Raw genomic sequence first — 13,248 nt, forward strand, 5'->3', positions numbered from 1 at the left:
GCATGCGATCGAAATTGTTCATCACAGCGGCGACTCCTGAGTAGCGGTAACCGGCGCAAGCTCAGGCTTGAGCCGGCCGTTTTCGTCCAGCAGCCAGGCATCCATGATCTGGCGCACCACAGGCGCGGCCACCCCAGAGCCCGACTCGCCGTTCTCGACCATGACCGACACCACGATCTTGGGGTCTTCTGCCGGTGCGAAGGCCACGAACAAGGCGTGGTCGCGGTGACGTTCCTGAAGTTTGTTGCGGTCGTACTTCTCGCCCTGCTTGATGGCCACCACCTGTGCGGTACCACTTTTGCCGGCGATGCGGTACTGGGCACCGATGGCAGCCTTGCGGGCGGTACCGCGCGCGCCGTGCATCACCTGCTCCATGCCGTGGGTCACACGCGCCCAATCGGCCTTGTCGCGCAGCACGATGTCCGGCATCGGGTTTTCATCCACCGGCGGTTCCCCTTCGATGGTCTTGGCCAGGTGTGGCCGGTTCCATACACCCTTGTTGGCAATCAGCGCCGTCGCCTGGGCCAATTGCAGAGGCGTGGCCTGCATGTAGCCCTGGCCGATACCCAGGATCAGGGTTTCGCCCGGGAACCAGGCCTGCCGGCGCGTAGCCCGCTTCCACTCCCGCGACGGCATCAACCCTGCGGACTCTTCGAACATGTCCAGCGACACCCGCTGACCGATGCCGAACTTGTTCATGTAGCTGGACAACCGGTCGATGCCCATCTTGTGGGCCAGGTCGTAGAAGTAGGTGTCGTTGGAGCGCATGATGGCGGTGTCCAGGTCCACCCAGCCGTCACCCGAGCGGTTCCAGTTACGGTATTTGTGATCGTAGTTGGGCAGCTGGTAGTACCCAGGGTCGAACACACGGCTGCTCGGGGTCACCGCGCCGCTGTCCAGGCCGGCGATGGCCACGGCTGGCTTGATCGTCGAACCGGGCGGATAAAGGCCGCGCAAGATGCGGTTGAACAGCGGCCTGTCGATCGAATCACGCAGTTCGGCATAGGCCTTGAAGCTGATGCCGGTGACGAACAGGTTGGGGTCGAAGCTGGGCTGGCTCACCATGGCGAGCACTTCGCCGGTACGTGGGTCGAGCGCCACCACCGCACCACGGCGCCCGGCCAGGGCGGCTTCGGCCGCTTCCTGCAACCTGATGTCCAGGCTCAGCACGATGTCCTTGCCAGGCTTGGGGTCGGTACGCTTGAGCACCCTGAGCACACGGCCGCGGGCGTTGGTCTCGACTTCTTCGTAGCCGACCTGGCCGTGCAGCGTGGCCTCGTAGAACCGCTCGATACCAGTCTTGCCGATGTGGTGCGTGCCGCTGTAGTTCACAGGGTCCAGGGTTTTGAGCTCTTTCTCGTTGATACGCCCGACGTAGCCCACCGAATGCGCGAAATGCGCCCCTTGTGGATAGTGACGCACCAGTTGGGCGACCACCTCCACCCCTGGCAAGCGGAACTGGTTCACCGCCACACGGGCGATCTGTTCCTCGTTGAGTTCGAACAGGATGGGTACCGGCTCGAACGGCCTGCGTCCCTGGCGCATGCGCTTTTCGAACAGTGCGCGGTCGTCTGGAGTGAGTTCCAGTATCTCGACGATGCTGTCCAGCACTTGCTGCCAGTCTCCCGCACGCTCACGGGTCATGGACAGGCTGAAGCTGGGCCGGTTGTCGGCGATCACTACCCCGTTGCGGTCGAAGATCAGCCCGCGTGTCGGCGGAATCGGCTGCACGTGCACCCGGTTGTTCTCAGACAGCGTGGAGTGGTAGTCGTACTGGATGATCTGCAGGTAATACAGCCGCGCAATCAGCACGCAGATGAGCAGCATGACCGCCACGGCGCCGACCACGACGCGGTTGCGCACCAGACGGGCGTCTTTTTCGTGGTCCTTGAGGCGGATCGGCTGCGACATCGGGCTGCTTACAGGCTCATTTGTGGTAGGGATGCCCGGACAACACCGTCCAGGCCCGATAGACCTGCTCGCCGATGAGTATCCTGACCAGCGGGTGCGGCAAGGTCAGCGGCGACAGGGACCAGCGCTGATCGGCGCGGGCGCACACTTGCGGCGCAAGCCCTTCGGGCCCACCCACCATCAGATTCACCGTGCGCGCATCCAGGCGCCAGCGGTCCAGTTCACCTGCCAGCTGTTCGGTGCTCCACGGCTTGCCATGGACCTCCAGGGTTACGACGCGCTCCCCGGGTTGCACCTTGCTGAGCATGGCTTCGCCCTCCTGGCGAATCAGGCGGGCGACGTCGGCATTCTTGCCGCGGGTGTTCAGCGGTATTTCCACCAGCTCGAGCGATAGTTCGGCCGGCAGGCGCTTGACATACTCATGCCAGCCCTCCTCGACCCACTTCGGCATGCGCGAGCCAACCGCGATCAGGCGCAGACGCACGGCGCTTTCCTTATTCGCGATCTTTGAGCTTGTCGGAGTACTCGTGGACATGGTCCGGGCTGTGGTGCTTGCCATCGGCGGCGCGGCTCTGCTCGGCGCCCTGCCACAGGCGTTCGAGGTCGTAGAACTGGCGTGCAGCCGCAGTCATCATGTGCACGATGACATCGTTGAGGTCCAGCAGCACCCAGTCGCTGTCGCCCTTGCCTTCCTCACCCAGAGGCTGGGCGCCCTTGGCCTTGACTGCCTCGCGGACCTTCTCGGCCATGGCGTTGATCTGACGGTTGGAGGTACCGGTGGCGATGATCATGTAATCGGTCAGGCTGTGCTTGTCACGCACGTCGATGACCTGGATATCCTGGGCCTTGACGTCTTCCAGCGCTGCCGTGGTCACTGCGACCAGTTCGTCGCCGTAAATTTTCTGCTTGGTCATATAAAACTCGTTCAACTCGTAGGATGAGGTGCCAGGGGCACCGTCAGTTGGGCGCACGATACAGTTCGTGCGCCTCGATGTAGGCCAGTACGGCGTCCGGCACCAGGAACCTCACCGACCTGCCGCTGGCCAGCAGCTGTCGGATCTGTGTAGCCGACACCGCAAGCGGTGTCTGCCAGACGAACGAAATGTTTCCCGCCGGGCCGGACATGGCGGTGGGATCGCTCTGCGAACGGGCAGCCAGCAGGTTGCGCAGTTCGTCGGGGGGGTCTACATCCGCATCCGGGCGTTGCAGCACCAGGATGTGGCAGTGTTGCAGCAGTTCTTCCCAGCGGTGCCAGCCGGGCAGTCCGCAGAAGGCGTCCCAGCCCAGCACCAGAAACAACTGGTCGTCAGCGGCAAGCTCGGCACGGATCGACTCCAACGTATCGATGGTGTACGACGGCTTGTCCCGTGCCAGTTCACGCGCGTCCACGCTCAGGCCTGCAACGCCCGCGACGGCGCCCTGCACCATGGCCAGGCGATCGTGCGCGGCCACTTGCGGCGTGTCTCGGTGCGGCGGGCGAGCATTGGGCAACAGGCGCAGCTCGTCCAGGGCCATGAACTCGGCGACTTCCAGCGCACTGCGCAGGTGGCCGATGTGGACCGGGTCGAAGGTGCCGCCAAGAATGCCGACGCGGCGAACTGCCTGGGCCTGACTCAACTCAGCAGGACTCCTGGCCGCGCAGTTGACCGTCGCCGATCACCACGTATTTCTCGCACGTCAGGCCTTCGAGGCCGACCGGGCCACGGGCGTGAAGCTTGTCGGTGGAAATGCCGATCTCGGCACCCAGGCCATATTCGAACCCGTCGGCGAAGCACGTCGGGGTGTTGAGCATGACGGAGGCCGAGTCCACTTCAGCCATGAACTGGCGCGCCTCCCCCTGATGCTCGGTGATGATCGAGTCGGTGTGGTGCGAACCGTAGTGGTTGATGTGCTCGATGGCCTGATCCAGGCTGTCCACCACACGGATGGACAGTACGGCATCGAGGTACTCGGTGTGCCAGTCGTCCTCGCTGGCCGCGTGCGCGTCGATCAGCGCACAGGTACGCTCGCAACCGCGCAGCTCAACGCCTTTCTCCTGGAAACGGCGCGCCATTTCGGGCAGGAAGCGCTCGGCGACCAGCTGGTCCACCAGCAGCGTTTCCATCGCCCCGCAGATACCGTAGCGGTAGGTCTTGGCGTTGAACGCCACGCGCCAGGCCTTGTCCAGGTCGGCATGCTGGCTGACATGGACATGGCAGATACCGTCGAGGTGCTTGATGACCGGTACCCGTGCGTCGCGGCTGATGCGCTCGATCAGGCCCCGGCCACCGCGCGGTACGATGACATCGACGAACTCGGGCATGCTGATCAGCGCGCCCACCGCCTCGCGGTCGGTGGTTTCCACCACCTGAACCACGGCGGCGGGCAAGCCCGCCGCCGCCAGGCCGCGCTGGATACAGGCGGCAATCGCGCGGTTGGAGTGGATGGCTTCGGAGCCGCCGCGCAGAATCGTGGCATTGCCTGACTTCAGGCACAGGCTGGCTGCGTCGATGGTGACGTTCGGGCGTGATTCGTAAATGATGCCGATGACGCCCAGCGGCGTGCGCATCTTGCCGACCTGGATACCCGATGGGCGGTAGCTCATGTCGCGAATGGCGCCGACCGGGTCCGGCAGGCTGGCGACCTGCCGCAGGCCGGTGATCATGCCGTCGATGCGCGCCGGGGTCAGGGCCAGGCGGTCGAGCAACGCGGCTTCCAGCCCAGAGGCACGGCCATGGGCCAAGTCCTGCTCGTTGGCTGCGATCAGCGCGTCACGGCCTGCATCCAGCGCGTCGGCGGCAGCGTGCAGGGCACGGTTCTTCTGCGCGGTGCTGGCACGGCCGATTACCCGGGAGGCTTCACGGGCTGCGCGACCCAGGCGGGTCATGTAGTCAAGAACGGACTCAGTCATGGGCTCGGTGTCTTGGCGGTGGGGAAACGGCTGATTATAACTGTCGCGCAGGTGTACGCCCAGCGGTGGGTGGCGGATGGTAGAAAAAGCTGTGGCAAATCTGTAGGAAAGATGTAACCGGTCTTATCCATAAGGAAGCAGAACTCTGTGGAAATCTCTGCCCTGCGCCGTCACATGTTCGAAGGTTTCAGATTCGGTTAAGGTAGCGCCTGTTACCCTCATGCCTTTAGCCTGCGAAGCCCTTGCATGCCAGCACTGCCAGACAGCTTTTTCGACCGCGACGCCCAAACCTTGGCCAAAGCCCTGCTGGGCAAGGTCATTCGCCACCGCCAGGGCAACTTGTGGCTTGCCGCCCGCATCATCGAGACCGAGGCCTATTACCTCACCGACAAGGGTAGCCATGCGTCGCTGGGCTACACCGAGAAGCGCAAGGCGCTGTTTCTCGATGGCGGACACATCTATATGTACTACGCCCGCGGCGGCGACTCCCTGAACTTCAGCGCCCAGGGCCCCGGCAATGCGGTGCTCATCAAGTCCGCCTACCCGTGGCAGGACGCCCTCTCAGGGCCCGACAGCCTGGCGCAGATGCACCTGAACAACCCCGACGCCAGCGGCAACCTGCGCTCCGTCGAGCGCCTGTGCGCGGGGCAGACGCTGTTATGCCGGGCGCTGGGCCTCAAGGTGCCACATTGGGATGCGCAGCGCTTCGACCCGCAGCGGCTGTATGTGGACGACTGCGCCAACCCGGTGCCGCGGGTGATCCAGGCAGCCCGTCTGGGCATTCCCCACGGGCGTGACGAGCACCTGCCGTACCGCTTCGTCGACGCCGCATACGCCCGGTTCTGCACACGCAACCCATTGCGGCGCGGCCAGGTCGAAGGCCGTGACTTCTCCATCATCGAACAAGAGAGCTGAACCATGGAACAATGGCTCGACGGCCTGACCGGTTGGCTGGGTGCCAACCCACAGTGGCTTGGCGTCGCAATCTTCCTGGTCGCGTGCATCGAATGCCTGGCCATCGCCGGCATCATCGTTCCAGGCACGGTGCTGCTGTTTGCGGTAGCCGTGCTGGCAGGTAGCGGTGTGCTGGGCCTTGGCGAAACCTTGCTGCTGGGCTTTTTGGGCGGGTTACTGGGTGACGCGCTGTCCTACATGATCGGTAAGCATTTCCACCAGAACATTCGCCGCCTGCCGGTGTTGCGGCACCACCCGGAATGGATCGGCAGCGCCGAAACCTACTTCAAGCGCTATGGCATCGCCAGCCTGCTCGTAGGCCGTTTCATCGGCCCGTTGCGGCCCATGCTGCCAATGGTCGCCGGCATGTTCGACATGCCGCTACTGCGGTTCATCGCCGTGAGCCTGGTTGCAGCCGCAGGGTGGTCGATCGCCTACCTGCTGCCCGGTTGGGCCACCGGTGCGGCCATGCGCCTGCCCCTGCCCGAAGGCTTCTGGCCCCAGGCCGGGATCATTTTCGGCACGCTGGCGGTGATCATCGGCCTTAGCCTGAGCACCAGCATCCGCGACCGTCGCCACGGCACACGGCTGATTGGTGCCCTGTGCCTGCTGGCCTTGGCCGGGGTATTTCTTGGCTGGCCCTACCTGCACGCCTTCGACGACGGGGTGATGACGCTGGTCCAGGAGCATCGCAGCCAGGCCATCGACGGCGCTGTGGTGGTGGTGACGCGGCTCGGGGATTTTCGCACCCAGTTCTTCCTCGGCGGGCTGCTGACAGGCTTGCTGCTGGTGGTACGCCAGTGGCGGCACGCTTTCTTCGCAGCTGGGGCGCTGATGGGCACCGCCATCGCCAATGGCACGCTCAAGTGGCTGTTCGCCCGGGCCCGGCCGGAAGTGCTGACCGACCCGCTGACCAGCTACAGTATGCCCAGCGGCCACAGTTCGGCGTCGTTTGCGTTCTTTCTGGTGCTGGCGGTGCTCGCCGGCCGCGGCCAGCCACCGCGCATGCGCCTGACCTGGATCATGCTGGGTTGCATTCCGGCATTGGCCATTGCCCTGTCGCGGGTATACCTGGGTGCACACTGGCCCACCGACATCCTGGCCGGCGCCCTGCTGGCCTGCTGCGTCTGCGCGATCAGCCTGACGTTGTCCCAGTACCGTCAGACCCTGCCGGCCCTGCCCCTGAAGGTCTGGTGGCTGGTATTGCCGGCCTGCATCGCCTTGCTGGCTTTCTTTGCCACCCACGCCCTGCCACACGCCCTGCTCAGGTACCAGTACTGACGCCAGGCGCTATTCAGGCAAACAGCTCACCCTGGATGCGCTCGAGCAACCTGTGGATCTCGCCCAGCCGCTGCTCGGGCGAGTCCTGGGCCAGCAAGTCCAGCTTGTCTTGCTCGGTGAAGGGCAGCAGGTAGGCCAGTTGGTTGGCCAGCGCCTGACGCCCGTCCACAGGCCGGGGCATGTCGAGCGCCTCGACCATCGGGTGCTCGCCCAAGGCCAGCAGCAGGGCCAGCAAGTCGTCGTCCGCTTCCTGCAAGGGGCTGTCGTCAAGCTCAGGCAGCCACTGCACCTGCCCCATCAGCAGTTGATCCTTTTGCACCTCGGTGGCCTGCAGATCGAAACGCCGCACCCCTTCGACGCGAATACCCAACAGGCCATTGTCCTGCTGGACGAAATCGCGGATCACCGCTTCGCAGCCAATGGACGCCACCACGGGCGGCGCCTTGCCGACCTGCTCGCCCTCCACGATGCAGACCACGCCAAAGCCTTCGCCTTGTTTCATGCAACGCCCGATCATGTCCAGGTAGCGGGCTTCGAAAATCTGCAGGTCGAGAAAACACCCTGGGAACAGCACGGTGTCGAGGGGAAACAGCGGTAGCATCATCATCACTCCTCAAGCCACCAGGCTGACGGCCAGCGGCAGGAACACTGCCGTTGCCACGCCCATCAGGCTCATCGCCAGCGCGGCGAAGGCGCCGCATTCGTCACTTTCCTGCAAGGCCACCGAGGTGCCGACCGCGTGGGCCGTGATGCCCAGGGACATGCCCCGCGCTTCAGGGCTGAGCACACCGCAGCGGCTCAACAAGGCAGGCCCGAAAATGGCCCCGATCACCCCGGTAATCAGCACGAAGACCGCAGCCAGCGCCGCCACGCCACCGATCTGCTCGGCTACCAGCATCGCGATGGGCGAGGTGACGGACTTGGGCGCCATGGTCATCAGGATCATGTGCTCGGCGCCAAACCACCACCCTAGCAACAGGCAGCACACCGTGGCGAACAGGCCTCCGAGTACCAGCGTAGTCAAGGTCGGCCAGAACAACTGGCGAATGCGCCGCAGGTTCAGGAACAGCGGCACCGCCAAGGCCACGGTGGCAGGGCCCAGCAGGATGTTCATGATTTCGGTGCTCTTGCGGTATTCGGCGTAGTCGATGCCGCACAGCAGCAGCACGCCGATCACCAGGGCCATCGACACCAGCACCGGCTGCAGGAAGATCCAGCGGGTCTTCTCATACCCGGCCAGCACCAGCTGGTAGGCCCCCAGGGTCACGCCAATGCCGAACAATGGGTGGTGGACCACTGCATCCAATGCGCCTTGCCAGTCGAGCATCATGGCTGGTCCTCGCGCCGGGCCTGACGATGAATGAGTTTCTGCATCAGCACGCCCACCACCACCAGCGTCAGCAGGCAGGAAATCAACAGCGCACCGACGATGGCCCAGAAGTCGGCGGCGATGTCACGGGCATACACCATCACCCCCACGGCCGGAGGCACCAGCAACAGCGGCAAGTAACGCAGCAGGCTGCCGGCAGCTTCGTTGAGGGGCGCACCCACCTCGCCGCGCACCATCAGAAAACCCAGCAATAGCAACAGGCCGATGATCGGCCCCGGTAGGACGGGAACCAACAGATGATTGACTGCCGTCCCCAACAGCTGGAACAGCACCAGCCAGGTCAAACCCCGCAACAGCATAACGTTCTCCTTCAGGCGTGCGGCTCATTATAAGCATGGGCACGCTGCCCGCGCCGAGCGCAACTTGACCGGCCTGGCCAAGCATGCTGATCTTGCACGCGCGTGCCATTTCATACCCAGGAGGATTACCATGCCGCTAGTGCCGGTCACCGCGCTTACCCAATACGTCGGCAAGTCCCTCGGCCACTCGGCCTGGCTGACCATCGACCAGCAGCGTATCGATCGTTTCGCCGAGGCGACTGGCGATCATCAGTTCATCCACGTTGACCCGCAGCGAGCTGCGCAAACCGCGTTCGGCGGCACCATCGCCCATGGCTTTCTGACCCTGTCCCTGATTCCTACGCTGATCGAGGACATCCTGGTCTTGCCGCAGGGGCTGAAGATGGTCGTCAACTACGGCCTGGACAGCGTGCGCTTCATTCAGCCGGTGAAGGTCGACAGCCAGGTGCGCCTGCATGTCGAGCTGGCCGATGTGCAGCAAAAGCGCCCCGGCCAATGGTTGCTCAAGGCCATCGCCACGCTGGAGATAAAAGACGAGGACAAGCCCGCCTACCGGGCTGAATCCCTGTCCCTGTGCTTTGTCTAGGCACCGGCACCTGACAGGCGCAGGCGTCTCTACAAACCCTACGCACTCGCGTAAACTGCCAGGCTCCGCGCAGCCTTGGGCTGCCCTTCTGGATCTATCAAAGGTACACGCCATGCCCTGGCTGCAAGTACGTCTGGCCATCAGCCCGGAACAAGCCGAAACCTACGAAGACGCGCTGCTGGAAGTCGGCGCGGTGTCGGTCACCTTCATGGACGCCGAAGATCAACCCATCTTCGAGCCAGACCTCAATACCACGCCGCTGTGGTCGCACACCCACCTGCTGGCCCTGTTCGAGGCTGACACCAACCCTGAACAGGTGTTCGCGCACCTGCGCCTGCTGACGGGCGTCGAGCTGCCCCAGCACCAGGCCGAAGTGATCGAAGACCAGGACTGGGAACGCAGCTGGATGGACAATTTCCAGCCGATGCGTTTCGGCCGCCGGCTGTGGATCGTGCCGAGCTGGCACGATGCTCCGGAAAAGGACGCCGTGAACCTGTTGCTCGATCCTGGGCTGGCGTTCGGCACGGGCACGCACCCCACCACGGCGCTGTGCCTTGAGTGGCTCGACGGTCAGCAGTTGCAGGGCACCCAGGTGCTGGACTTTGGCTGTGGCTCGGGCATTCTGGCGATCGCTGCACTGTTGCTGGGCGCGCGCGAAGCGGTAGGCACGGACATCGACGTGCAGGCGATCGAAGCCTCTCGCGACAATGCCCAACGCAACGGCATTGCCGACGAGCTGTTCGCGCTGTACCTGCCCGAGCACTTGCCTGCCATGCAGGCCGACGTGCTGGTGGCCAACATCCTGGCCGGGCCACTGGTGTCGCTGGCACCGCAGCTCAGCGGCCTGGTCCGCCCGGGCGGTCTGCTGGCGTTGTCGGGCATTCTCGCTGAACAAGGCGAAGAAGTGGCCGCCGCCTACGCTGCCGATTTCGACCTGGACCCTATCGTCGTTCGCGATGGCTGGGTGCGAATCAGTGGTCGCCGCCGCTAGTCGAACCTAGAATAGCCCTCAGCACAGCCTCCGGATTGCCGCATGACCGACAGTTTCGTCACCCAGTGCCCGCATTGCCAGACCAGCTTTCGTGTCACCCACCACCAGTTGAGCGTGGCCCGTGGCGTGGTGCGTTGCGGCCAGTGCCTGCAAGTGTTCAATGCCGCCAAGCAGCTACTGGAGCAGAACCGCAGCGCCCCCCTCCCGCCGAGCCCGCTGCCGGCCACCGAGGCAGCGCCGGCGCCTGCCGCGCCCACCCCCGCGCACGTGCACCCTATCGCGCCGGACGACGAGGCCTGGGCCCAGACCGCCCAGGCCTTGGACGAGCTCGACCTGGACAAGGAACTGGAGCGCCTGGAGCGCCGCCACGCGCCCGTACAGGTGCGTGAGGCCGATCAGGCGTCCATGCTGCAGGCACGGCGTCACGAGGAGGACGCGGACGAACACCTGGACGAAGTGTTCGGCACTGCAGCAGGCGAGCCGTTTGAACCGGAACAGGCTGCTGCTGCCCCCGTACTCGAGCCTGCTCCCCATGCAGATTCGCGGCGCGAGGCGCGTACCGAGCCGACCTTCACCGCCGGCCTGGACGCAGACGCAGAAGATGAGCCGCCGCTGGGCAGCATCGTGACGGATGAGGATGAGCCAAAACTGGGAGCGCCACTGCGACCCGAAGACGATGACGAGGTGTCGATTGCCGGCCTCACCGCGCACGACGACGAACCCTTGGCAACCAGCCTGCGCGCCGACGATGAACACGACGAAGCGCCGTTGCCCATGGGGCGCATGGAGCCTGAGGTCACTGACAAGGCCGAACGCCCAAGGCGCAAGGAACCCTTGGTGGATGTGGTGGACGACCCGCTGCAACTGGGCTGGGAGAAGCCGGCCCCGGCCTGGGGCAAGCGCCTGCTGTGGGGTGGGTTGACGCTGATCGCTGCTGCCATGCTCGCCTTGCAGTACGTCTGGTTCCATTTCGACGAGCTGTCCCGACAGGACCAGTACCGCCCGCTGTTCGAGCAGGTGTGTCCGGCCGTGGGCTGCCAGGTCCCCTCTCGTGTCGATGTGAACCGGATCAAGAGCAGCAACCTGGTGGTGCGCAGCCATCCGGACTTCAAAGGTGCGCTGATCGTGGACGCCATCATCTATAACCGTGCCCCCTTCGCCCAACCCTTTCCACTGCTCGAACTGCGCTTCTCGGACCTCAATGGCCAGCTGATCGCCAGTCGCCGTTTCAAGCCGGCCGAATACCTGTCCGGGGAGCTGGCCGGACGCGGCGAAATGCCCAGCCAGACGCCGATCCACATCGCGCTGGATATTCTCGACCCAGGTCAGCGAGCGGTGAACTACAGCTTGAGCTTCCGCTCCCCGGAATAAACCCTGACGGCCAACCCGGTACGCTGCCGCTGCGCCGGCCATGATGCCGCTTGTCCGGGGCCTGACGACCCGGAGCCCAGGGTGCAGGGGCGGCAACCCTCAGTTGTTCAGATTTTATCCAAATCCATCTTTATCCGGTCATCCAGAGCGGGTATCATGCCAACCCTTTTTCGAACCTCAAGATTCGGCCCCACAACAGGGAACACCTATGTCGGCGGTACGCATCGGCCCTTATACACTGCGCAATAACCTGATCCTCGCACCCATGGCTGGGGTCACGGACCAGCCGTTCCGAACACTTTGCCAGCGCATGGGCGCAGGCATGGTGGTGTCGGAAATGGTCTCCAGCGACCTGTCCCTGTGGAACAGCCGCAAGTCGAGCCTGCGCCGCATCCACGAAGGCGATCCCGAGCCGCGCTCGGTCCAGATCGCCGGGGGCGACGCACAGATGATGGCGGCGGCTGCACAGGCCAATGTCGCAGCGGGCGCCCAGATCATCGATATCAACATGGGCTGCCCGGCAAAAAAAGTCTGCAACAAGGCGGCAGGCTCTGCTTTATTGAGAGATGAAGCCTTGGTCAGCGACATTCTGCGGGCCGTCGTGGGCGCCGTGGATGTTCCGGTGACGCTGAAGATCCGCACCGGCTGGGACCGGGCCAACAAGAATGGCCTGAACGTGGCGAAAATAGCCGAACAGGCTGGCATCCAGGCGCTTGCGGTGCATGGCCGCACACGCGCCGACCTGTACACCGGTGAAGCCGAATACGACACCATCGCCGCTATCAAGCAAGCGGTGTCCATTCCGGTCTTCGCCAACGGCGACATTACCTCGCCGCAAAAGGCCAAGGCAGTGCTCGACGCCACGGGCGTCGATGGCCTACTGATCGGCCGGGCCGCTCAAGGCCGGCCCTGGATCTTTCGCGAGATCGAGCATTACCTGCGCACTGGCGAGCAGTTGCCAGCGCCGCAGCTGGACGAGGTGGAACGCATCCTGCTGGAGCACCTGGCCGCCCTGCACGCCTTCTACGGCGATGTCATGGGTGTGCGGATCGCCCGCAAGCACGTGGGCTGGTACCTGGCGACACGACCCGGCGGCAAGGAGTTTCGCTCCCGGTTCAACGCTTTGGAAGACACACAAGCGCAGTGCGCCAACGTTCGCGCGTTTTTCAGTGAACGTCGACAGAGCCTTGAGACAGAGGACGGACAAGGGGTGGCCGCATGACGATGATGACCGAAACATTTGTGAGTGGAACAACGCCCGTGAGCGACAACGCCAACCTGAAACAGCACCTGAACACGCCGAGCGAAGAGGGCCAGACCCTTCGCGACAGCGTCGAGAAGGCGCTGCACAACTACTTCGCCCACCTCGAAGGCGCGACCGTCACGGACGTGTACAACCTGGTGCTCTCCGAAGTCGAGGCGCCGCTGCTTGAAAGCGTGATGAGCTATGTGAAGGGCAACCAGACCAAAGCCAGCGAGATGCTCGGGTTGAACCGAGGCACGCTGCGCAAGAAGCTCAAGCAATACGACTTGCTGTAAGCCAGAATCCCGATCGAAAAAGGCGCCTGTCTCAAC

Annotated in this window: 15 protein-coding genes; 7 read left to right on the plus strand and 8 right to left on the minus strand. The window is 64.1% G+C overall.

Annotated features, from left to right (window positions below; translation table 11 throughout):
• Positions 1 to 21: 21 nt before the first annotated feature.
• The 5 genes from mrdA to PFU01S_RS08630 are packed head-to-tail and all read right to left on the minus strand — an operon-like array spanning position 22 to position 4,801.
• Entirely contained in the window at positions 22 to 1,911 is a 1,890-nt protein-coding gene (mrdA, locus tag PFU01S_RS08610) for a penicillin-binding protein 2 (protein ID WP_027915261.1), read from the minus strand.
• 16 nt (positions 1,912 to 1,927) lie between these two features.
• Positions 1,928 to 2,395 carry a 23S rRNA (pseudouridine(1915)-N(3))-methyltransferase RlmH gene (gene rlmH, locus PFU01S_RS08615; protein ID WP_027915262.1) on the minus strand — a complete coding sequence of 156 codons (468 nt, stop codon included), beginning with the start codon at positions 2,393 to 2,395 and terminating at the stop codon, positions 1,928 to 1,930.
• Between the two features lie 10 nt (positions 2,396 to 2,405).
• Positions 2,406 to 2,825, minus strand: a complete 420-nt coding sequence (rsfS, locus tag PFU01S_RS08620; protein ID WP_027915263.1) for a ribosome silencing factor — start codon at positions 2,823 to 2,825, stop codon at positions 2,406 to 2,408.
• A 43-nt stretch (positions 2,826 to 2,868) separates the two neighbouring features.
• Positions 2,869 to 3,528, minus strand: a complete 660-nt coding sequence (gene nadD, locus PFU01S_RS08625) for a nicotinate-nucleotide adenylyltransferase (RefSeq protein ID WP_027915264.1) — start codon at positions 3,526 to 3,528, stop codon at positions 2,869 to 2,871.
• A gap of 1 nt (position 3,529) precedes the next feature.
• Complete coding sequence (locus PFU01S_RS08630) at positions 3,530 to 4,801, minus strand: glutamate-5-semialdehyde dehydrogenase (RefSeq protein ID WP_027915265.1); 1,272 nt, start codon at positions 4,799 to 4,801, stop codon at positions 3,530 to 3,532.
• A 246-nt stretch (positions 4,802 to 5,047) separates the two neighbouring features.
• On the opposite strand from PFU01S_RS08630, the gene PFU01S_RS08635 reads away from it, so the two are divergent.
• A complete protein-coding gene (locus PFU01S_RS08635; RefSeq protein WP_028687160.1) occupies positions 5,048 to 5,716 on the plus strand; it encodes a DNA-3-methyladenine glycosylase in 669 nt (222 codons plus the stop codon).
• A gap of 3 nt (positions 5,717 to 5,719) precedes the next feature.
• Positions 5,720 to 7,036 carry a bifunctional DedA family/phosphatase PAP2 family protein gene (locus PFU01S_RS08640; RefSeq protein WP_027915267.1) on the plus strand — a complete coding sequence of 439 codons (1,317 nt, stop codon included), beginning with the start codon at positions 5,720 to 5,722 and terminating at the stop codon, positions 7,034 to 7,036.
• Between the two features lie 13 nt (positions 7,037 to 7,049).
• On the opposite strand, the gene PFU01S_RS08645 is transcribed toward PFU01S_RS08640, so the two are convergent.
• From PFU01S_RS08645 to PFU01S_RS08655, 3 genes are read right to left on the minus strand one after another with little or no spacing between them, the layout of a single operon-like run.
• On the minus strand, positions 7,050 to 7,640 hold the full coding sequence (locus tag PFU01S_RS08645; protein ID WP_028687161.1) for an LON peptidase substrate-binding domain-containing protein: 591 nt from the start codon (positions 7,638 to 7,640) through the stop codon (positions 7,050 to 7,052).
• 9 nt (positions 7,641 to 7,649) lie between these two features.
• Positions 7,650 to 8,366 (minus strand): LrgB family protein, encoded by a 717-nt coding sequence (locus PFU01S_RS08650; protein WP_027915269.1) that lies wholly within the window; start codon positions 8,364 to 8,366, stop codon positions 7,650 to 7,652.
• Complete coding sequence (locus PFU01S_RS08655; protein ID WP_023534554.1) at positions 8,363 to 8,725, minus strand: CidA/LrgA family protein; 363 nt, start codon at positions 8,723 to 8,725, stop codon at positions 8,363 to 8,365. Before PFU01S_RS08655 ends, PFU01S_RS08650 begins: the two co-directional genes overlap by 4 nt.
• Before the next feature lie 130 nt (positions 8,726 to 8,855).
• On the opposite strand from PFU01S_RS08655, the gene PFU01S_RS08660 reads away from it, so the two are divergent.
• From PFU01S_RS08660 to fis, 5 genes are all read left to right on the plus strand, one after another.
• A complete protein-coding gene (locus tag PFU01S_RS08660) occupies positions 8,856 to 9,311 on the plus strand; it encodes a MaoC family dehydratase (protein ID WP_028687162.1) in 456 nt (151 codons plus the stop codon).
• A 112-nt stretch (positions 9,312 to 9,423) separates the two neighbouring features.
• Positions 9,424 to 10,302 carry a 50S ribosomal protein L11 methyltransferase gene (prmA, locus tag PFU01S_RS08665; RefSeq protein WP_028687163.1) on the plus strand — a complete coding sequence of 293 codons (879 nt, stop codon included), beginning with the start codon at positions 9,424 to 9,426 and terminating at the stop codon, positions 10,300 to 10,302.
• A 42-nt stretch (positions 10,303 to 10,344) separates the two neighbouring features.
• Complete coding sequence (locus PFU01S_RS08670; protein ID WP_028687164.1) at positions 10,345 to 11,673, plus strand: DUF3426 domain-containing protein; 1,329 nt, start codon at positions 10,345 to 10,347, stop codon at positions 11,671 to 11,673.
• 208 nt (positions 11,674 to 11,881) lie between these two features.
• A complete protein-coding gene (gene dusB / locus PFU01S_RS08675; protein WP_027915273.1) occupies positions 11,882 to 12,895 on the plus strand; it encodes a tRNA dihydrouridine synthase DusB in 1,014 nt (337 codons plus the stop codon).
• Complete coding sequence (gene fis / locus PFU01S_RS08680; RefSeq protein WP_023534526.1) at positions 12,892 to 13,212, plus strand: DNA-binding transcriptional regulator Fis; 321 nt, start codon at positions 12,892 to 12,894, stop codon at positions 13,210 to 13,212. The genes dusB and fis overlap by 4 nt, the downstream gene beginning before the upstream one ends.
• The last annotated feature ends 36 nt before the right edge of the window (positions 13,213 to 13,248 follow it).

Origin of the sequence: Pseudomonas fulva NBRC 16637 = DSM 17717 (genome assembly GCF_000730565.1) — a bacterium.
GTDB classification, from domain to species: Bacteria; Pseudomonadota; Gammaproteobacteria; order Pseudomonadales; family Pseudomonadaceae; genus Aquipseudomonas; species Aquipseudomonas fulva.